The sequence below is a fragment of the Streptomyces virginiae genome (assembly GCF_040638905.1).
Taxonomy (GTDB): Bacteria; Actinomycetota; Actinomycetes; order Streptomycetales; family Streptomycetaceae; genus Streptomyces; species Streptomyces virginiae_B.
Window position 1 is genome coordinate 1 of sequence record NZ_JBEZYV010000062.1, and the last position, 19,534, is coordinate 19,534.

General features: G+C 69.6%; 18 protein-coding genes and 3 pseudogenes. 7 read left to right on the forward strand and 14 right to left on the reverse strand.

Going from position 1 to position 19,534, the window contains the following annotated elements:
• Nucleotides 1–131: 131 nt before the first annotated feature.
• On the reverse strand, nucleotides 132–770 hold the full coding sequence (locus tag AB0F82_RS37540) for a hypothetical protein (RefSeq protein WP_362636031.1): 639 nt from the start codon (nucleotides 768–770) through the stop codon (nucleotides 132–134).
• Nucleotides 771–1,344: 574 nt separating this feature from the next.
• On the opposite strand from AB0F82_RS37540, the gene AB0F82_RS37545 reads away from it, so the two are divergent.
• Nucleotides 1,345–1,821 carry a cupin domain-containing protein gene (locus AB0F82_RS37545; protein WP_362636033.1) on the forward strand — a complete coding sequence of 159 codons (477 nt, stop codon included), beginning with the start codon at nucleotides 1,345–1,347 and terminating at the stop codon, nucleotides 1,819–1,821.
• A gap of 160 nt (nucleotides 1,822–1,981) precedes the next feature.
• Nucleotides 1,982–2,323 carry a DUF5713 family protein gene (locus AB0F82_RS37550; protein WP_362636036.1) on the forward strand — a complete coding sequence of 114 codons (342 nt, stop codon included), beginning with the start codon at nucleotides 1,982–1,984 and terminating at the stop codon, nucleotides 2,321–2,323.
• Between the two features lie 25 nt (nucleotides 2,324–2,348).
• Here AB0F82_RS37550 and AB0F82_RS37555 read toward each other — a convergent pair.
• The 6 genes and pseudogenes from AB0F82_RS37555 to AB0F82_RS37580 form a co-directional block, all read right to left on the reverse strand.
• Nucleotides 2,349–2,679: pseudogene (locus tag AB0F82_RS37555) on the reverse strand (transposase); the annotation flags it as partial.
• Between the two features lie 540 nt (nucleotides 2,680–3,219).
• A complete protein-coding gene (locus AB0F82_RS37560; protein WP_362636039.1) occupies nucleotides 3,220–3,513 on the reverse strand; it encodes a hypothetical protein in 294 nt (97 codons plus the stop codon).
• A 480-nt stretch (nucleotides 3,514–3,993) separates the two neighbouring features.
• Nucleotides 3,994–4,463, reverse strand: a pseudogene (locus AB0F82_RS37565) (lamin tail domain-containing protein).
• A gap of 610 nt (nucleotides 4,464–5,073) precedes the next feature.
• Entirely contained in the window at nucleotides 5,074–5,484 is a 411-nt protein-coding gene (locus tag AB0F82_RS37570; RefSeq protein ID WP_362636068.1) for a RidA family protein, read from the reverse strand.
• 214 nt (nucleotides 5,485–5,698) lie between these two features.
• Nucleotides 5,699–5,878 carry a hypothetical protein gene (locus AB0F82_RS37575; RefSeq protein ID WP_362636042.1) on the reverse strand — a complete coding sequence of 60 codons (180 nt, stop codon included), beginning with the start codon at nucleotides 5,876–5,878 and terminating at the stop codon, nucleotides 5,699–5,701.
• A 43-nt stretch (nucleotides 5,879–5,921) separates the two neighbouring features.
• Complete coding sequence (locus tag AB0F82_RS37580) at nucleotides 5,922–6,299, reverse strand: hypothetical protein (protein WP_362636044.1); 378 nt, start codon at nucleotides 6,297–6,299, stop codon at nucleotides 5,922–5,924.
• 384 nt (nucleotides 6,300–6,683) lie between these two features.
• On the opposite strand from AB0F82_RS37580, the gene AB0F82_RS37585 reads away from it, so the two are divergent.
• The 4 genes from AB0F82_RS37585 to AB0F82_RS37600 all read left to right on the forward strand — a co-directional run bounded on the left by AB0F82_RS37585 (nucleotide 6,684) and on the right by AB0F82_RS37600 (nucleotide 9,582).
• The gene (locus AB0F82_RS37585) at nucleotides 6,684–6,956 is read left to right on the forward strand and encodes a hypothetical protein (RefSeq protein WP_362636047.1); all 273 of its coding nucleotides are present in this window, start codon (nucleotides 6,684–6,686) and stop codon (nucleotides 6,954–6,956) included.
• Nucleotides 6,957–7,376: 420 nt separating this feature from the next.
• Nucleotides 7,377–8,006, forward strand: coding sequence for a hypothetical protein (locus tag AB0F82_RS37590; RefSeq protein WP_362636049.1), 630 nt, complete (start codon nucleotides 7,377–7,379; stop codon nucleotides 8,004–8,006).
• A 118-nt stretch (nucleotides 8,007–8,124) separates the two neighbouring features.
• Nucleotides 8,125–8,409 carry a hypothetical protein gene (locus tag AB0F82_RS37595; RefSeq protein ID WP_345491774.1) on the forward strand — a complete coding sequence of 95 codons (285 nt, stop codon included), beginning with the start codon at nucleotides 8,125–8,127 and terminating at the stop codon, nucleotides 8,407–8,409.
• A gap of 888 nt (nucleotides 8,410–9,297) precedes the next feature.
• Entirely contained in the window at nucleotides 9,298–9,582 is a 285-nt protein-coding gene (locus AB0F82_RS37600) for a chaplin (protein ID WP_362636052.1), read from the forward strand.
• A gap of 571 nt (nucleotides 9,583–10,153) precedes the next feature.
• Here the strand turns inward: AB0F82_RS37600 and AB0F82_RS37605 are convergent.
• Nucleotides 10,154–10,747, reverse strand: coding sequence for an isochorismatase family protein (locus tag AB0F82_RS37605; RefSeq protein ID WP_362636055.1), 594 nt, complete (start codon nucleotides 10,745–10,747; stop codon nucleotides 10,154–10,156).
• Between the two features lie 1,331 nt (nucleotides 10,748–12,078).
• On the reverse strand, nucleotides 12,079–12,762 hold the full coding sequence (locus AB0F82_RS37610) for a maleylpyruvate isomerase N-terminal domain-containing protein (protein WP_362636057.1): 684 nt from the start codon (nucleotides 12,760–12,762) through the stop codon (nucleotides 12,079–12,081).
• Between the two features lie 364 nt (nucleotides 12,763–13,126).
• Here AB0F82_RS37610 and AB0F82_RS37615 point away from each other — a divergent pair, with 364 nt between their 5' ends.
• Nucleotides 13,127–13,534, forward strand: a complete 408-nt coding sequence (locus AB0F82_RS37615) for a DUF3662 domain-containing protein (RefSeq protein ID WP_362636060.1) — start codon at nucleotides 13,127–13,129, stop codon at nucleotides 13,532–13,534.
• A gap of 224 nt (nucleotides 13,535–13,758) precedes the next feature.
• Here AB0F82_RS37615 and AB0F82_RS37620 read toward each other — a convergent pair whose 3' ends face one another.
• The 5 genes and pseudogenes from AB0F82_RS37620 to AB0F82_RS37640 form a co-directional block, all read right to left on the reverse strand.
• Nucleotides 13,759–14,367 carry a class I SAM-dependent methyltransferase gene (locus AB0F82_RS37620; RefSeq protein ID WP_362636062.1) on the reverse strand — a complete coding sequence of 203 codons (609 nt, stop codon included), beginning with the start codon at nucleotides 14,365–14,367 and terminating at the stop codon, nucleotides 13,759–13,761.
• Nucleotides 14,368–14,614: 247 nt separating this feature from the next.
• Nucleotides 14,615–15,334 carry a hypothetical protein gene (locus AB0F82_RS37625; protein WP_362636065.1) on the reverse strand — a complete coding sequence of 240 codons (720 nt, stop codon included), beginning with the start codon at nucleotides 15,332–15,334 and terminating at the stop codon, nucleotides 14,615–14,617.
• Complete coding sequence (locus AB0F82_RS37630) at nucleotides 15,331–17,097, reverse strand: tryptophan 7-halogenase (protein ID WP_362636070.1); 1,767 nt, start codon at nucleotides 17,095–17,097, stop codon at nucleotides 15,331–15,333. The genes AB0F82_RS37625 and AB0F82_RS37630 overlap by 4 nt, the downstream gene beginning before the upstream one ends.
• Nucleotides 17,052–18,671: pseudogene (locus AB0F82_RS37635) on the reverse strand (LodA/GoxA family CTQ-dependent oxidase); the annotation flags it as partial. The pseudogene AB0F82_RS37635 and the gene AB0F82_RS37630, both read right to left, overlap by 46 nt.
• 364 nt (nucleotides 18,672–19,035) lie before the next feature.
• On the reverse strand, nucleotides 19,036–19,275 hold the full coding sequence (locus AB0F82_RS37640) for a hypothetical protein (protein WP_356812251.1): 240 nt from the start codon (nucleotides 19,273–19,275) through the stop codon (nucleotides 19,036–19,038).
• Nucleotides 19,276–19,534 lie beyond the last annotated feature (259 nt).

Consider the following 19,534-nt stretch of genomic DNA (forward strand, 5'->3'; position numbering starts at 1 on the left):
GTTTCGCCATCCCGCCTCCCCACGCTGCTTGGAGAACTCATTTCCAACCAGCACAACGAGCAACCCGGCGAACCTTCCCGGTCACAGCACTAGCAGCTCCTGGCCGTCGCATCCCGGCTACCGGCTACCGGCTACCGGGTGAGCCTGTGGTGCACCTGCGCCTGGACTCCGGTCGCTACCTTCCCGACGTACACGGCGATCACACCGCCGATGCGGACCACGGTGAAACGCCTCAACCCGTCGGCGCCGGGCCCGCCGCCATCGAGGTCGAACGCGACGGCCCCGTCGCCAGCTCCCTTCGGCGCCCGCACGGGCTGCAGCGTGAACTTCCTCGGCCACTCCTCGAAGTGCGGCTGGCCCTCGAACACGGCGCAGCGGGGCAGGGCCTTCTCCAACCCGCTCATGAAGGCGGTAGCCTGCTCCTCGGAGTAGCTGGTCAGCTCCAGCGAAAACCCGGGCGGCCCATCACCGCCGCTGCCCACGAGTCTGGTGGCGACGCGGGCCCGGGCCGTCCACGTGTGGGGATGGGGCGCCCACAGGACGTCGGCCAGCGGACGACAAGGCGCGGTGGCACCCCCGAACTCGCTGTGGGGCCGCTGCACGTCCACCCGGTGTCCCGGAAGGTCCTCGCCGCGCGGTAGAGCGTCTACCAGCTGCCGCTCCGTCAGCGCTTCGCCATCGGCCCACGGCACGGACGCCCCACCCCAGAACCCGGCGAACACCACCAGCAGCACGGCCGCCCTCGCGGCGATTCGCTGCCCACGCCTCACCTGGTCCCCTTCCCTGATTCCGCTCGGGCGCTACCCATGACGGCTCCGGCGCCATGGGTAGCGCCCACATGGAGATCATCTCAGCGGTGGTCCATCGACGGCCTCCGCGTCATGCACGCCCTCCTCGTCCGCCGCAGCAGGCTCAGCCACGCAACCCGGCGAACCTTCCCGGTCACAGTACTAGTGACCTCAATCCGAGGTTTGGCGTTAGTTCGGCATGAGTCGTCCTGCTCCGAAGATTCCGCCGTTGTCGGCAACCGATGCCCAGCGGGCAGTGCCGGAGGGCTGCGTGTGTCGTCGTACAACGGTCCAGGCTCAGGCTCGGCGGTTGCGGATCCTGCTGGAGTGCGCGGACAGGCACTCGATCATGGAGGTGTCGCGTCGGCGCCTGGCTGGCAAGACTGTCATCGACTGCACGACCGGACGCACGGAGGAATGTGGCAAGGGGTCGCGACCGCTTGTGCGGTAGCGGCTCACGTGCTTGTGGCCAGAAGAGCCCAGGGCTCTGAGAACGCTGACGTGGGCTGGCGCAAGAACGCCAGCGCATACCGTCTTCGTTGACCGGGAGAGAAATATGACCATCAAGGACATCGGGCCGGAACCGCAAAGCTTCGACCTCGAGAAGGCGACACTCGAGAACACGAACTATCGCGCGGTCGCCTGGTCCGGGAAGTACCTCCAGTTGACCCTGATGTCGATTCCGGCGGGTGAGGACATCGGCTTGGAGGCCCACCCGGAGACTGACCAATTCCTACGACTCGATGCGGGCCGGGGTCGCGTCCAGATGGGCCGCACGAAGGATCGACTCGACTTCGACCGGGAGGTCGAGGATGGCTGGGCGATCTTCGTGCCTGCTGGCACTTGGCACAACGTCACCAACATCGGTGACGAGACCCTGAAGCTCTACGCCGTATACGCGCCGGTCCACCACGCGTCGGGCAAGATCCATGCGACATCCGCCGACGCGGAGCGCGACGAGGACTCAGACAACGACGAGCCACCGAGCTGGTCGGTCCAACCTGCCCAGCAGCCATCGGACGAGCACGGCTGACCCGGACGCCCGACGGCATCCGCTACCGCTACCGCTACCGCTTCGGCAACGTCGCATCGCCGGCCGCGCCACGATCCGCATCCACACCGGCCTTCGGAGGCGTCGTTGTCAGTGGTGCTGTGCATGATCGGCGCGTGAGCTTTTCGCGGAGGGACGTGCCATGCCGATCACAAACCAGCAGATAACGGGACGCATGTTCTTGCGGCAGATGTATGACGACTCGTACTTCCCTGATCACGTGGTCGACCAGGGAAAGGCGATCCTGCTGCGGCTGTGTGAGCGCGTTGAGGCCGAGCGACCGACGGACCTTGAGAGTTTGTATGCGCTCACCCAGGCTGCGACGGAGGAGTTCAACCTGCTGGACAGGGAGTTCGTGGCGGCCGGGAGCGGAATCGAGACGGTGGCGCGGGAGTGGATCTGTGACGAGTTCTGCTTCGTCGCGTCGGCATACGGGTTCACGGAAGCGGATGCGGAGGAACTGACCGCCGGCCGGGACTGGTGAACGAGGACGGGAAGGCCACCTCCGATCAAAGCCATTCGTTCAGAGCTGCAATCAGGACGGTCGCCTCGTAGCGGACGGCGAGCTTGTCGTAGCGCGTGGCGACGGCGCGGTGGCGCCCGAGGCGGTTGATTCCGCACTCGACCGCGTGGCGCGCGGTAGTCGACCGGGTCAAAGCGCGACGGCCGGCCGCCACGGGCGCCGAGCCTTCGACGGTTGCGCGCCTGGTCGGCCTTGTCCGGGATGGTGCATCGGATCCCGCGACGGCGCAGGTAGGCGCGGTTTCTGTGGGAGGCGTACGCCTTGTCGGCCCGCACGCGGTCGGGGCGGACGCGTGGCCGTCCCGGACCGATGCGGGGCGCGCCTTTGCCAGCACGGGTTCGAACTGGGGTGGGTCGCCGCGCTTCCTCCGTCCATGTTCACTAGAACGGGGGCAACAAGCCACAGGGGGTCGTGCGACGCCTAAGGGCTGTCCCGTAATCCCCGGTGGATCAGCGCGCGGCGTCAGACGCGGTGCATCGCAAGGCGGAGGAGCGTGCTGATACTGGGCGTATCCGGGCGTTCCGACAACGCGGCGAGGTGCCGGGGCTGTCGTCGTGCGCCCGCCGGGGATTACGGGACAGCCCTTAGCGTGCAGGCGGCACGGAAGAGGTCCTCGGCGGCGACCCGCGGCGGCCGCCGATCTGCGCTCACGGGCGGCAGCAGCCGCCCGCCGCCGGAGGACATCCAAGTTCTCGTGCAACAAGGTAAAGCCGAGCGCGCGGTGCGCCATCCTCGCGTGCCGCTACTCGACGCCACACCCGGGCCGGCCGCTGGTGGAGCGGGCGGCCCGGGTGGACCGGCCCGGCGTCAGCCGGACGCGTCGTGCGTCCCGGTAGTGCGGGGGCCGTGAGCCCGTCTCAATTGCCGATGCCGGAGCTGCCGATGCCTGAATTGCCGATGCCGTGGCTGCCGATGCCCGTGTTGGCGATGCCCGCGTTGCCCAGACCCCAGTTGGCAATCCCCGCATTGCCGATGCCGTCGTTGAAAGCGCCTGCATTGCCCACGCCTGCGTTGCCGATGCCTGCGTTGCCCACGCCTGTGTTGCCGATGCCTGCGTTGCCCACGCCGTCGGCGTTGCCCACGCCGTCGGCGCTGGCCGCGCCGGCGCCGCAGATGGCCAGCACTGCCGTTGCACCCAGCGCGACCGTCACACGGAGAAGAGTCGTGCGCATCGTCGTATACCTCCTGCTTTGGGATTATTCTTCCCATATCTCTAGCACGCTGCCGTACCAGATACGGGCATAGATGCCCAAAGCCGCCGTGTCGCCCAGACGCCTCGAACCATTGGCGTGCGGGTCCCAGGTCGGCGACCCAGAAGACCCGCCCAGCGCCGAGGCAGCCGTTGTCCCGGAGCACCGCTGTACCGATGCCCCCCAAAGGTCGGACAAGCTCGGGAAACGCCCAGACCGTCGGTACGACTTCCCAGCGGTGGGCCGTGCCTCCCGTCGTCATGAACAACGGCTCGGCGCGGATGGCCAGGGTGACTCCCGAATTGCTGCCGAAACGCTGCTCTTCGACGTGCACAAAGCCACGATCAGCAGTGCGGACCGTCACCCGGTGAGGCGACGGCCCTGTGGGGTCCCGTCGCGCAGAATCCCCGGCATCGTGCGGGGCCTGCGGGTGACGGGGGGTCAGCCGCGGCGGCCCCAGGATTCGGTGTCGACGGTTCGGCCGCGGTCGTCGCGCAGGGTGGCGGTGTCGGAGCGGTTGTCCCAGACGTAGTCGCGGCGGTCCTGGAAGTGGTCGGTGCGGGGGTCGCGGCCGTTGCCGGTGTGGATGCGGAGGGTGGCGCGGCCGGCGAGGCGGACGTCGTCGAAGCGGAAGCGGTGCCGTCGTTGTCGCGCAGGGTCCAGCCGCCGAGGTTGATGGCGTCGCGGGTGGCGTTGGTGATCTCCACCCATTCCGCGTTCAGGGACCGGTTGGAGCGGTCGTCGCCTCCGGGGCTGTCGGCCTGGACCCGGCCGGTCTCCACCCGCGGGTGCCGCTGGTGATGACGATCACCGTCGTGCGCGGCCGCCGGCAGCGCGGCGGCGGAGACGATCGCACCGGCGGCCAGGACGGTGGCCGCGATACGGCGTACGGAGGAAGAAGCAGAAGACATGGATGGCGCCCCTCAAGAACAACGCCCCACCAGCCGAAACAGGCGGCAGAGGGACTTGTCGAGATCGGCCCGAAGTGAGCCGAGGGCCACACTCTCGACCCGACACGACCCCCACGGCAGCCCCCGCCGACGCCGGTTACCAGACGCGGACATATCCGTCACAGCCGCCTGAGCGATGCACGCATTTCACCCGAACGTGCCCCCAAAGCTTGGGGCGGGTGAGGGTGCCGGTGATCGCACCGATGATCGCTTCGGTGGTGTTGCGGCGGCGGATCTTGGTCCAGGCGCGGTCGCGCACTCCGGACCGCAGCGAGGTTCATGGCTTTGACGACCAACCCCTCGACGCCGGAAACGGCCGTCTAGTCCTCCGGCCACTCCCTGGTCTCGTCCGGGTCGGTGGTCATCGGGCACAGCGTGCACTCGCACCCCGGCCCGTGATTCGCGCACTTTCCCGCACTGTGGCGGGCCTCGCACCGCTCGCCCGGAGCCCCGTACGCGGCCCCCGTGCGGGATCGTGGCGCCCACCGGCCCTGGCGCTGCGGCCCTCGGCGTCGGCGACGTTGTCCCGCTGGTGCCGGAGACGACTTTCGACACCTGGAGACGAAGAGACTCAGTCGGGCAGCGCCACGGTGAGGTCCACTTCAATGAGCTGCCCCGTGAAGCCGAGTTGCGCAACACCCAACAGCGTGCTGGCGGTGGTGAACGCCGGCCCGAGAGCTGAGTCGGTGAGCCGACGCCAAGCGACGCCCAGAACGTCTCTGTCGTCGCTCCGCACATAGATCACCGAGCGCACCACCTGTTCCGGCTCGGCATCAACCGCAGCCAAGGCAGCGAGTGCGTTCACGACAACCTGGTCGACTTGCACCTCAAGCGATCCGGAACCGACGAGGGAACCACTCCGATCGAGAGGGCACTGCCCCGCCAGGTAGGCCGTACGACCGGTCTCCACCACGGTGATGTGGTGATAGCCGGGCGTCTCGTGGAGCTGCTCGGGGTTGATACGAGTGATCTTCACAGTCATGTCCGCGAGTTTGACCGGCTTACTGCCGGTGCGCATCGCAATTTGTTCCACCGAGCAACACTCGCAGCATCCAGAAGGTTAAAGAACAAGCTCAGCGGATCAGGTACGCGCCCTTGGGCCCTTCGGGGGCCAGGGCGCGCGCCCTGGTTGTCCGGCGGGTTGAGGTAGACGAGCGCGGTGAACCACGGGGCCGCGGCGGCGGGGTCCTTCAGCGTCAGCAGAGAGGCGTAGGCGAAGGCAATCCGCTGGGCGGGCGGTTGTCGTTGTCGCCGTAGAGGAGGACGTCGTGGAAGGGGTGGGGCAGGGTCTGCTGGAGGGCGCAGTCGCCGGTGGCCGCCCACGCCAGGGCCGTGTCGAGGTCGCCGGTGAGATCGTCCAGGCCCCGTGGCGTCATCGGGGGCACTGAAGTCGTCGCCCTCGGGCACAGGCTGGCGTACTCATAGGCGAGGGCGGCTTGGGTGTCCAGGTCGCGGGGTGCAGGGGTGGCCGCCGATCGTGACGCCTGCCTTCTCGCACTCGTCGACGTGCGCGTCACCGGAGTCCGGGTCCGGTGCCCGAACCCGTTCCAGCTTCCACCCCCGGCGCGGCGGGAGTGCGGTGATCTGCTGCTCCAGCGTGGACAGGCCCTCGTCGGCGAACTGGGCGTGGTAGGCGGCGGAGTCGAACCGGTATGCCTGGAATTCGGGTGCCCGGGCTGGCAGCGGCCGGTCCAGCTTCCGCAGGGCCTGCAGAGTGAGTTTCCCGGTCGGTGGGAGCCACGGCATCACGCCGTGGGCCGCGGCCTGTGCTTCCTGCGTCTCCAGTCCCCTCCACATGGCTGCCAGTCTCACCGCTCACCCGCATCCGGGTGACGCAATGCCTGAACTCAACCGGAGCCGGGCCGGTCGGTCGGTCGCCGGGCCCAATGGGTGGGCCGCGACCGTGACCTCGACTCGGAGGCGGGGCGATCCCGCCTTCCGGCCGGCCGGACGGTGGGCGTCCCTCAGGGGTGGCGGTAGCCGTTCACGTACCTGCGGGCGGCTGCCTCGCTCGTGCCGAGCGCGGTCGCGACCACCACGAAACTGCACAGGAACTTCGGGGCCGAGCCAGCGCGGGAACAGCGGGTCCTTGAAGAGGAGGTGCGTCGGCTTGCTCTAGCCGCGGGGGTACCCCCGCGGACGTTGAAGTCCTGGCTAGGCGCTCCGCAGTACACAACCATCGTGGCGGAGGCCGGCGCGGACGGTCCTCTGGAAGGACAGCTGCTGCTGACGTTGTGGAGCGCGTGCAGCTCCCTGGCTCACGGTGACATGTCCGGAACCTTCGGCCTGTTGCGCTACGAGATCGTCTCTCTGGATGAGCAGAGCGCGGTCGTCCGCCTCACCGGAAACTGCAGCATGCTGCGGAAGAACACTACACAGGCTGGCATCGGGCTCATCGACCAGGCCCTCGCCCTCTACCAGCGCCGCGCGGCCAGCCCCTGGCCCGCGAACTGAGCTGCAGCACGCCCCTGGCGCGGCGGCGGTACGACGGCACCGCCCTGTCTGCCCACGATCGAGCAGACACGCCGGCGCCCCGGACCCAAGCCGGATCCGGGGCACGTTGCGGTTCAGTGGTCAGGCTTCGATGTACGCGCGGTCATCAGCCCCTCGGTCAGCGGCCCCAGAAGCGCACCGCGTCTGCCAGGCGGCCCGCAGATCGGCCTTCTCCTGCGCCGGCGCCCCGGCGGGCACGGCCGAAGGAGCGGCACCCGCCGCGAAGGCGGCCGGAGCTGCTGCGCACTGGCCGTCCCACACCGGCTGTGCGGAGGCCGGATTCGTCCAAGTGCGCGCCTCGTCTGGCAGGCACGGCCGATCACCGTGAGCCTGAGTTCGGTGCCTGCGCCCGCGGGCACGCGTGTGTTTGGAAGGACTCACATGTCTGAACGCAACACGGTCATGCGCAGTCTGCATGACATCGGTCTGGCAGCTTGGTTCGGGGGTTCTCTCATGGGGGCCGTCGGGTTGAACGGAGCGGCGCGCAACGCCGTGAAGGAGCCGGTTCTCGCCTCGCGGATCGCCAGCGCCGGCTGGGCTGCCTGGACGCCGGTGAACGCGGCCGCGATCGGCGCCCACCTTGTGGGCGGCGCCGGCCTGCTGGGAGCCAACAGTGCACGGGTGGCCTACCAGAGCGGTGTGGGTGCCTCCACCCTCGCCAAGACGGTCCTCACCGGAGCCGCGCTCGCCGCCACCGCCTACAGCCGCGTCCTGGGCAAGAAGATCGAACTCGCCTCGTCCCCGGACTCCGAAGACCAGGCAGCGGCCGAGGACCACCCGGTGAAAATGGATCAGGCGCAGCGCCACCTCGCGCTGCTGCAGTGGGCCGTGCCCGCTCTGACGGCCGGGGTGCTGGTGCTGAACGCCCTGCACGGCGAGCAGCAGCGCCCTGAGCAGCAGAGGCAGGGGATGCTGCGCCGGGCCGCCTCACCCTTGGTCATGGCCGGGGGAACCGGTATGGCCGCCGTACGCCGCGCCTGCCACCACGGCCCGATGGCCGGCCACTGCTGAACTTGCAGGCCAGCCGGCCCCTTCGGCCCTGTGCCGAAGGCTGCCCCTGCCATCTGGTCGCTGGCCCAAGTCCAATCCGCCCACCACAACCGACGTCCTCCACGCAAGGAGACAGGATATGGCCAGAGCTACCACGACCAAGGTGACGCAGCCCGTCACGGACGACAGCATCAAGGTGCGCCAACTCAGCCACTACCAGTTCAGCTGGGTGGCCGGTGAGCCCGCTGCCCCAGGCACCCTCACCCTGCAGCTCGTGCTGGACGAAGGAGCCTGGGAAGAGGTACTGACCGTCGACGCCGACGACGCCGACGTCCTCCAGGATCTCCTGCGCAGCACACCGACCGTGCACTACGACGTCAGCCGCCGAACCCTGATGTTCGGCGTGACCGCCGTCGGCACCTGAACAGACGCCGGCCGCCGCACATCACCGCGGTCTTTAGGGGGTGCAGGCCGACGGTGACGTCATGTGCACGCTATCCCTTTGCGGGTGTCCGGTCATGTAGGCGCTGGGCTGCACGCGAGAGCTGAGGAGATGTGCGCCGACCGTCACCGGGCATTGGGGTCCCCTCGTTCCGATCCTCGGCCGATGGGCGCTGCTGGCGCGTTCTGGCCTGCTCGACCGCCGGCACCGGGCACCGGGCCGCGACACCGACGCTGCGGTCCGAAAACCGTGGTGGGCCGAAATGTCTTTGGCCCCGCTGTAGGCGGGGCCAAAGACGCGAAAGCACCGGCTCAGCGAATGAGCGCTTATCCGGTGTGTCCCCGCACCCGGTATAGGGCGAGTGCCTCGCACCTCGGCGACGGCAAGAGCTTGTTCGGCCCAGCCGAGTTCGCCGGGCAGGTAGGTGACCAGCGTCCGCAGCGGAGCAGGTCGGGCGGCAGGACGGGCATGGTTCGTACTGCGCCCTGAGGCTGGCGTCGCCGATGGCGACGGCGAGGGGGTCGGCGAGGGGGTCGGCGAGGTGTGTTCCCGGTATAAGGCGAGGCCTGTGACGGCCCCGATGGTGAGGGCGCGGGTCGGGCGGCGTAGAAGGATGCGTAGTCGGCTGTGCAGTCGGCAGTTGTGTGAGCCGGGTGTGGCGCTTTGGACGTCTTGCCGGGTCTTGCGTAAGCCCGGTGCGGCACGAAGGAACGCAGCCGAATGCCGTAGCCGTCCGCACTCTGGAGCGGCAAGGCTGGCAGATCTCACCGGTTCGGCCCAACTTCCGTAACGGGCCGGCGCCTCCGGCCGTTGTGGGGGACGTCGTCCGTGCCGCACTTCCCGCGGCAGAGTCAGCTCAAGGAGATCTTGATGTTCCGAATCGCCAAGGCCGTAGCCGTGACCGCCGCCGCTGGTGCCGTCCTTGCAGGCGGTGCCGGCATGGCCGCCGCCGACGCCACGGCAGAGGGCGCTGCCATCGGCTCCCCGGGTGTCCTGTCCGGCAACGTCGTCCAGGTGCCCATCCACATCCCGGTCAACCTCTGCGGCAACACCGTCAACATCGTCGGCATCCTCAACCCCGCCTTCGGCAACACCTGCATCAACGCCAGCGGCTCGGACGGGCACCACAAGGCCGACCACCACGGCAAGCACTGATAACACCAAGTTCTGGCCCCGGCGCAATCGTCGCGCCGGCACATCCAGCGCCGTGTGAACCAGCCGCAGTGTAAGGCCCTGCATGGATCGGCCTCCCCTCATCCTCCAAGGGGAGGCCGTTCTCATGACGGGGCCAGCTCCTTGCAGCCGGCCAGCGGGTTCCGCTCCGCCCGGTCCGCGCGCCGGACCTCTTGCCGCAGTGGGTGGTGGGGCGGCCCGGTGCTACTGCCGCCAGAGCGCTCTGATCATCGGGCCTCGCCCGCGCACGCCCCAACGGTGCGGCCGCCCCGCCCGCGCCTCTCCCTCACCAGGAAGACGAGAAAGCGCAGCAGCCGGACCGGGCCGCCCGGCCGAACCGCACGGCTCCCCCGCGCCGCAGGGCGGGAGCGCTGCCGACTATCGCTCTTTTCGCCGTGGGCCAATCCTGGAGGACGCCAGTCCCGGGCGCCCCGCCGGAATCGACGCACCCCCGGGGCAGGGGCGTGCACCCCCCAGGCCAACGAGCTGTCGCAGAACCGGCTCCGCGAGCGTGGACCGCCACGGCGTTGAGGGCGGCGTCGTGCCTGCTGGGCTACTTCGGCGCCGGTGCCTTGCCGGACACCTTGACGCCTGCCTGGCGGAAGTCGTCCAGAGTGGAGGCAATGGTGTCGGGGGCGACACCGACGGTGTAGTCCAGGCGTACCCGGGTTCCGAATCCAGCCGCGGCAGCGTCCAGGGCGGTGGCGCGCACGCAGTGGTCGGTTGCGATGCCCACCACGTCGACGTTCCGCACACCGCGTGCGCGGAGCCAGTCCGCGAGGAGGGTGCCTTCGGCGTCCGCACCTTCGAAGCCGCTCTTGGACGCGCTGTGGGCGCCCTTGAAGAAGATCGCGTGAACCTTGCCGCTGGCGGCGGTGGGGGCGAAGTTCGGGTGGAATTCTCCGCCGTCGTCTCCGGCGACGCAGTGGACGGGGAAGCTGTCCTTGAAGTCCGGGTTCGAGGAGAAGTGGCCGCCCGGGTCGATGTGGTGGTCGCGGGTGGCCACGACGTACTGGTAGTCACCGTCCGCGCCCTGCTCCACCAGCTCGGCGATCGCGGTGGCGATCCGCGCGCCTCCCGCGACGGGAACACTGCCTCCTTCACAGAAGTCCTTCTGCACATCCACGACGATCAAGCCTCGGCTCATCACGAACACCCCTCAGTACGACGGAACGACCCCCGTCTTCTACCGGCCTGCTCACCTCCACCGAAGACATAGCGCGCTGTGCTCACCCACGCAGCCGCAGACATTCACCGCAGGAACGATTCGCACGGTCGGCAGTCAAAGGCCAAGTGCGGTGCGCAGTCGGGGCCAGGGCTGCCGTCGGGCGTCGGTAGCGGTGCCACGCCCGCGAAGAAGCCCTCGGCTGCCTCTACCTCCCAAGCGGACGGGCACGACGCGCCCATAGCGCGGCCGTGGTCAGATCGCCCCCGGTAGCTGCTCGGCGGCTGCGACCAGGTCGGGGAATCGGTTTGGACCAGGGAGCCGCGCCGAGTCTGCAGGAGTAGCCGGCCCGCCCGGGCTGGCGGTGGTGACCCGTACGGCCGGTTCGAGCGGACATGAATAGCCACATGCGAACCAGTCCGTCTGGGGCGACGGGTTACTTCCGGGGCCCTGGGCGGCCCATCAGTCAAAGCAACAACCACGGCATGAGCGCTGCACAGTCACGCCCAGGCCCCCGGGTCTCCCGATCGTACGAAGGACCGGAATCAACCCGCCGACACGGTAAGGAGCGCTGTACCTGGCCCGGATGGACAACCCGGTGCACAGAGTCGGCCCGACGGTGCCGCCGAGCGCAAGCCGGCCCGCCTGCTCGCCGAAGACTCGGTGAACCGGTCGAAGGCCGTCTGACCCTGGCTGGCGCGCGTCGCAGCAAGCTCCTTGCGGGACCGTCCGTCGGATGGTTGCGCAACTCCGCAGGTCAGACGGCTGGCGCTCACAGCGAAGCTCTCGTGAGTCGGGGGCCGTGCCGCCGCCATGTGCCGGACCGGGCGCCAGATTTACGACGCGGAACTTTGATGAGGGTCAGAGGAGCGGTCCGTCCGGGTCGGGGCGGGGCGGGGGAAGACCTTCTTCGGCCCGTCGGTGTAGAGCTGAATGTCGTTGAGCCCAGCGTCGTCTACCTCCAGGTAGACGAAGTTGCCGGGGGTGACGTCCCATCGGCCGCTGAAGTCGACCGGGTCCGCACTTCCCGTCCCTTCGACTTCCGCCCGGGGCGTGGTGAGCTCGGCCTTGATTCGGAGTGCGAATTCAGGAGCGGGCCGCCGCCAGAGCGTTGTACGGCGGCCTGTCGAATGGAGCCGAAGCACGGTGGCTGTCACCTTCGGGATGGGGTGAGCTGGTCGTGGGGATCGTCTGAAGCAAGCTGGTTGCCCGATGAGGCATGCGCCTTGTCACCAATAGCCTTTGCGCAGTCTTTCGTTTCTCGGCCAGTCTGCTGACGTCGGTCAGCCTGCCCGGGGGCCTGTGGGTGGGGGCTATGCGAACAGGGGGAATCGGGCGGCGTCCGCACCCAAGCGATCTCGGTCGGTATCGGACAACGGCGCGCGTCCGGTCGCCACGCGTGCGTACTGCGCGTCGTCCCACGGCGCTGGCACCGGGCGGCCCAGTAACCCGTCCAGCGTGCGGCGCGCTTGGCCAAGCCCTTCTGCCGAGGGGCCTGGTGCGTCAGGGAGTGACACGACGAGGTCGAGATGGTGGATCGTCGCCTCGACGGCCAGCGTGCGGATCAGATCGCCGGCCTTCAGCACGTGGCCCTGGGTGGCAACGGGCTGGTCGGGTGCGGCACTGGCCGCGGCGTTCACCACTGCGGCCGCAGTCTGCGAATACAGCTCGCACAGTTGATTGATGTGCGGGAACATACTGGCGACGACCCGAGTGAACCTCCGACCGTTGGCCGCGCCCAGGGGTTCCGGGCGCCAATCTTCCCAATAGGTGACCGCGTCACGGTCCGGCGCCCGTCCGGCAGGCGTGTGCAGCGCCACCAGGCCGCGTTGCGCGTCGCTCAGACAGTGGAAGACAAGATCGCGCACCGCCCAGCCGGCACAGCCGGTCGACAGCCACGACCGCTCATCCGTGATGGTGGTGACGACGGCGTCGAAGGCACCGTAAGACGCGCGCAGTACGTCGGCCGGACGCGGTCCTTCCTCCTCGTAAGACATGCCCGCGAGGATAAGGCGGCTGCTTGTTCAAGCGCACCCCCTCGGCCCACCCGCCTGCGCCGGACAGGGACACAGGGCCTGTGCCCATCCTCCCGATCCGTGCGCCTTGTACTTCGCCAGCGCGGGGGACACCAGGGTGCCAGCTGCGCGGAGGAGCTCCTTGACCTTTACCCGGTACGGGTGCGGGCTGGCCAACACTGCAAAACCCCGGCCTGCCCCACCAAACTTCGGCTCACCCCCAGGCGCCCTTGCGGCGCTCCGCTCCCAGCGGCTCGGCGGCCGCAACAACCACCCCCGTGTGATACCGGGCATGTCCGCCGCGCCGCCGGCGCGTGACGTCGCAAAACCCGGGCAGGTGCGGTTCATGGGCACACTGAAGGGCTGGGAGCGGGCGATCGAACAGGCTGAGCAGGCACTGGCCGAGAAGCTGTTGGGCAGGGATGCGGTGGAGGCCGAAGTGGTCGAGGCGCTGCTCCGAACATGCGACGAGCAGGCCATTGTGTGCAGCTCCCACCGCACCGTTGCACCGAACGTGTACGCCGTCGAGCTGCCTCCGGACGTGTACGCCGAGATCGGTCCGCACCTCACGGTCTTGGGGCAGGAGCTAACCGACCGTTTGGAGCGCCACGGCGAGGTCAAGGGGTACGAATGGGCCGGGCTGCTCACCGTGCGGCTCGCTATGGGCGAACACGTCCCCAACGGCCGCTACCAGGTCCGCTGTGCCCCCATGGCACACATCACTTCCACGCCGCTGAGCGCTCCGGACGCGTAACCCGGCAGCCAGCCTACCGAAGGACAGCACCTCTGGGGCCGCCCCTCGGTAGGCTGGCGCCGCAACAGCGCGTACCCCGAATGCGCCGACAGTGGGCGGGCGCTGAAGGCGGACCGTGCCTTCAAGGCCGTGTCTGGACACGGGTCGGAGCGCAGTACGGCAATGGTTGCCACAGCACGCCGTCGCTTCCCTGCAGGTGAAATCCGCATCGCGTCAGGAGACGGTCAGCCGTTTCGCGGGGGAAGAGCCGGAAGCGGAGGCGCTGGTGAGCCACAACCAGTCCTTGGTGTGCCGGCCTTCGGCGTCGATCGCGACGTGCTGCGTGTGGAGCAGACCTCCGGGCAGGGTTCGGTCAGCGCGTCGGTGGGGCCCTGGACGGAGAGCAGCAGGGAACCGCCGGGCCGGATGGCGGCGGCGAGGTTGGTCAGCCCTGTCTCGTTGTCCTTCTCCTCCATGAGGTGGCTGCTCAGCCAGGACTCCTCGCCGTCCTGGACGATGTACCAGACGCCGCCGACGGAGTACGCGACGTCGAAGGCCGGGGGAAAGGACATGTCCAGGACGTCTTCGCGGCGGAACCGGGCGCGGCCGCCCAGTCTGTGGCGGGCCTGGGCCAGCATGCTGTCGGTGTGGTCGATGCCGGTGAGGCGCAGGTCGTCGGGGCCCAGGGCCAGCAGCCGGTCGGCGACCAGTCCTGTGCCCATCCCCAGCTCCAGCACGTCCGCGCGGGTACCGATACGCGTCAGGAGGGCATGTGCGTAGGCGTCGTAGTCGTAGTATCCCGAGGTCATGACGAGGTCGTAGAAGCGCGACAGATCGGCATAGGAGTCAGGCATCCGCCGGACGGTAACGGCGCGGTCGGCCGAGCGGCAAGGACGCCTTTTGAGCCGCTGCCGGCCCTGGCCCGGCCTGTATCCCCAGCCAGTTGTCCCCAAACAGTTGTCTCCGGACAGACGCGGCCCCGCCGGCCGAAGCCGGTGGGGCCGCGTTGCAGGGTGCTGCTTCCACGGCGACGGCATGGCGAGCCGCCGTCAGGACGCCGACTATGGCCGCCCGCCATGCAGTACGGCGCCCGGTGTTCGCCTACTTGTTGTTGAGGCTGCTGTGGTTCCACCAGCCTTGGCGCCCGGCGGTGAAGGTGACCTCGCGGGTCCCGATCTGGCCTTCGTAGGGCTTGCCCTTCACCAGGGGGCTCGTCTTGACGACGCCCTTCGGGTCCTTGATGGCGGGGATGGTGAGGGCGGCGGCGTGGTCGAGGTCGCTCTGCTCGAAGCCGGCGGGGTTCGAGGTGGTGATGACCTCGTCCCAGTTCGGCGAGGCGGCGAGCTGGTGGGCGAGGTGGACCTCGGAACCCTCGCCGAAGGCGAGGTAGGTGAGGTGCTCGGGGTAGTCGGTGGCGTCGAGGGGCTTGTAGTGGACGACGTCCTGCTTGCGGCAGGTGGCGGTGGTCTCGTCGAGGATCTTGGTGAAAGTGCGAGCGCCGGTGCTGTCGACGGTCACCCGCTCGAGTTCCACCTGCAGCGAGGTGCGGGTGCCGTCGACGATCTCCTTCAGGGGCCAGTGGCCCTCGGAGAACAGGGAGTAGTACACCTGCCGGTCCTCGTGGTTCCCGAGGTCGTTGAGGTACTTCTTCCGCAGGCTCCCGTCCAGGCCGAACTTGGTGATCATCTGGAAGGCGTGGACGGCGACGTGGTAGAGCGGGAGGTGGTAGGCGAAGATCGTGTCGGTGCCGATGAGCAGGAACCTGTGGCCGTGGCGGGGGGCTCCGGCGTCGGACGCGGAGGTGGTGTCGGTGATGGTCATGCGGGCACTCCTGGGGTTGGGATCGTGTCGGGTCGGGTGTTCGGTCGGCCGTCGGCGGGATCCGTCGGGCCGGTGGTGTGGCGGCGGCGCCAGAAGGCGTGCCGGGGCCATCGGTGTTCGAGGCCGTAGAAGGTGCGCCGGTTGCGCAGGTGGGTGGCGGTGATCGTGTCGAGTTCGGCGGCGTAGCGGGTGAGGGCGGTGCGATCGCCGCCGAGGTGGTCGTGGACCGCCTGGCCGGCCCGCATGCCGGTGTACAGGGCGGTGAGGATGCCCTGGGACGACAGCGGGTCGAAGGCGGCGGCGTCGCCGGCGGCGACCCACCCGCCGCCGTGGACGGCGTCCAGGCGGACGGTGTGGGCGGGCGCGCGCCGTGCGGCGGCGGCCGGCCACGGGTGGGCGGACACCCGGGCGCCGGTGTGGCGGGTGCGGGCGACGTCGGTGAGCAGGTCGGCGCCGCCCTGCCGGGCGGCAAGCAAGTCTGCGTCGGTGTAGCGGGCGAGCAGCCGGTGGCCGGCGGGCAGCAGCGCCGTGTACCACCAGCCGTCCGGTGCGGCCTCCACGAGGGTCGAGGCGTCGGGGGCCGGCGTGGTCGAGGGGGGCAGGGTCAGGCAGAGCGCGACCAGCCGGTCGTGGACCACCCGGCGGGCGCCGGCCGCGGTGGCCGGGCCCGCTCGGCGGCCGGTGGCGTCGACCAGCCAGCGGCAGCGCACGGTGCGCCGCTCGCGGGGGCCGCGTAGTTCCACGGTCCAGGTGCCGTCCCCGGAGCGGTCGGCGGGGCGGGCCGAGGTGCGTTCGGCGACATCGGTGCCGAGGAGGCGGGCGCGCTCGCGCAGATTCCGGTCGAAGCGGCCGCGGTCCAGGTGCCAGCCGTGGCCGTGCGGGTCGAGGATGCTGTTCTGGGCGGCGAGGTCGTCCGAGCCCCAGGCGGACAGGTTTGCGTAGCAGGGCAGGTGGTGGCGCTCGTCGAGGACGTCCTGTGCGTCGAGGTCGCGGAGAAGGACGCGCGCGGCTGCCGGGAGCGCCTCGCCGACGGGCGGCGGTCCGGTGGCGGCGTCGGCGAGCAGGATGGTGCGCCCGGCGCGGCACAGCGCCAGGGCGGCGGCGCCGGCCGGGCCGCCGCCGGCGACCACCACGTCGTACGCGGGCGCGGCGGCGGCCCGGGGACCGGTGTGGTCCACCGCCACGAAGAACCCTCGTGGCGGCCGGTGCCGTTGGCGGCTTCCTCCCCGAAGGGGTCGAGTTTGTCGATGTAGCCGACGGTGATGTTCTCGGGGGCGACGCCGACGTCCTCGGCGAGGCGGGACACTTCGGCGTCCCGGGTGGTGTCGTCGGCGGTCTGCGATACGTGCAGGGTGACCAGGTTCCGGTCGTCCGAGACCCCTTCGAGGGCGAAGCCGGGCTCGGACTCGACCTGGAAGCGCGGCGGGTACTTGTTGTCCCGGACGGTGTAGCGGCGGGTCTCCACGACGCCGAAGCGGTGCCACTCCGCGGCGGCCTGCTTCAACTGGTCTTCGTACGTGCCCTTCAGGCCTCGCAGCCAGGAGGCCCGGTTGGCGAAGGCCGCCGTGCGCTCGTCCTCGGAGGGTGTCAGGCCGCCCTCCTTGTTGACGATCCGGAAGTCGCGCTCGGTCAGCACGTGGTTGGGCACTCGGGCGGGCCAGAAGGTCGGCAGATGGGGGTCGTACCGGGGGCCCAGGCCGGCGGTGGACTCGTAGCCCGAGCGGCAGCTGGCGGTGTCCGTCTGCCAGGGGATGGCCATCCACCGGGTCAGGCCGCCCGGGCCCTGCGCGTGCAGGGGACCGTCTGCGGCCAGGGCCTTCTCCGGAGTGAGCTCCTCGCCGTAGTCGGGCTCCGCCTCTCCCTCGGCGCGGTGCAGGATGCGGAACGGCTCGGCGAACATCGTCGCGTGCCGGATCGGCCAGGTCACCTCGCAACCGGGGTGGAAGGCATCGGCGAGGCAGAAGTCGAGGGCGGCGCGGTCGAGGAGCCCGGGCTGCTCGGCGAGGGGCGCGTCCTCCAGGCGGCGCGGGGAGTCGGGCCCGGAGGTCTCGACGAAGTCGCCCTTGGACCACCTGAGCAGCATGTCCATCTGGAGGGCCGACAGGGTCATGTACTGTCGCGGTGACTTGGGGCGGCTGGTCATGCCGTCGCCGTAGAACCACGGCCAGGTCATCGGCGCCACTCCGTCCCGCTGGTAGTCGCGCATGGCGGTGTACACCTGGCGGCGCAGCTCGCGGTAGACGGTCCCGGGCTGGGAGAGGCGGCGCTGCAGTTCGGTGGTGGTGAAGTCCTGCGGGCCGTCGCAGCCGAAGTGGGTGGCGAAGCCCTTGTTGACCCACTGCAGGTTGCTGAAGCGCTCGAGCAGGGGCGCGATGTGGTGTTTGAAGGACACCTGAGCGGGCCGGGGCAATTGGCCCTTGCTGACGAAGACGTCGAGGAGCAGGTCGTACAGGGTGCGCACGGTCTTGATGTCCGGCGCGTAGTTGGGCGGGCCCACCACGACCCAGGCGGGTCGGACCTCGATGCGGCGGCCGTCCACGCTGAGGGTGGCGGTGACCGGACCGTCGGAGATGTCGTCGTACCAGCCGTCGTTGTTTCCGTACGAGTGCAGTGGCTCGTTGTTCTTCGCGGCGGACCGGCCGGAGCCGCCGAGCACCACGAGGCGGCCGCTTTCGTCGGTGTGCATCCGGCCCAGCGGGACCGGGATGCCCTGGAACGTGCCGCCGGTGAACTCCACGGTCTGGCCGGTGCCGGCGCGCAGGGTCTTGCGGCCGGGGTCGATGACGAGGCTGCGGCGGTCGATGCCCTTGTTGCGCCTCGGCGTACTGTGGCCCTGAGTGTCGGGGATGTCGAGGGCGAGCCTGAACTCGTACCAGGCGGCTTTCTGGTTCGCGACGTGGACGCCCCACTCGATCGAGGCGTTGTCGTTCGTCAGCTCGCGTACGACGTTGCCGGCGCTGTCGTATCCGTAGAGGCGGAAGCGGGCCGCCTGGCGCTTGAAGGCGCCGGTGTCGTCCTTGAGGGAGCCGGCCGGCATCGGGTCGGGGTCCGGTGTCTCGGGGCCGTAGTACCACCCGTCGTCGCGGGTGCTGTTGCCCACCCGGGCCACTCCGATCGCGGGGTGGATCTTCGCGTAGGCGATGTCGTCACTCATGGGGGTTGCGGGTTCCTTCCGGGATGGTGAAGGTCGCAGAGCGTCGTGCCGCACCGGCGGGCGGCCGGGTGGCCGGGCGATGGGCCGGGCGATGGGCCGGGTTGGAGGCGGCAGCCGAGAGCCGCCCTTTCCCTCTGTAGGGCCCACGGGGCGCGCCGCACTCCTGTGCCGCGTCTGCTGCATAGGATTCCCTGCCCCGGCCGCCGTGCACGTTCCCGGACGCGGTAGGCAACCCTCTTGGAGGAAATGAATCGATCCTGCTCACACAGTTGTCGGAGCGTGCGCCGGTGCTCGTCCGGGCTAGGACGGGTGGGTGAGGCGGAGAGCCGAATGTGCGCGCGGCCGGGTACTCGGCGTCGGCGCCCGTTGCCGCCTTCCGGTTCGTCGGGCCCTCGGTCGTGCTCGCCGTACCGCCCTGGGGAGTGTCGTCAAGGTGCGTCGGCCGCCCGAAGGGCGGGCCCCGCCGGCCCCGCGGAGTCTGACGACACGACCTGGGGCGCCACCGGATCCAGCCACCTACCGCTCGCCGGGAATGCCGGGGAGTCGGTCACTCCTCGCCCTCGCCGACCTCGTACTGATGCGGCTTCCCGCCTTGCCATGCGATGACCTCGGAGTCGCCGAGGACCAGCGCGTCGCAGTCGGGGATGTCGAGGGACTGCAGGAACTCGATCAGGTCCCGATCGCTGTGAGCGACGCCGAGGACGGTGTCGACACCGCGGATCCTGATCACGACCCGTCGGCCGCCCGACGGGGAGATCCGGTGCACGAGGATCGGCGCCTGCTCCATACCCTTAGCCTGCGCGGCCGTCCCCTGTCCAGCACGCCGAGCGTCGCCGGGCGCTCTGCCGCCAGAGGGGCCGGCGGCCTCCACCACGCTGTCCAGGCCGTCGCCACCACGCACAGCCTCACCCTGACGCGGTGAAGAGGCAGGTCAGCAGCTACTCAACCACCCCTGTCACGCGCCTGTGACAGTCGGCGGACAGCCTCATGAAGTCCGGGAGCCAGTCTTTTAACCAGAGAACAAAACAGACATTTCAGTCCAGGTT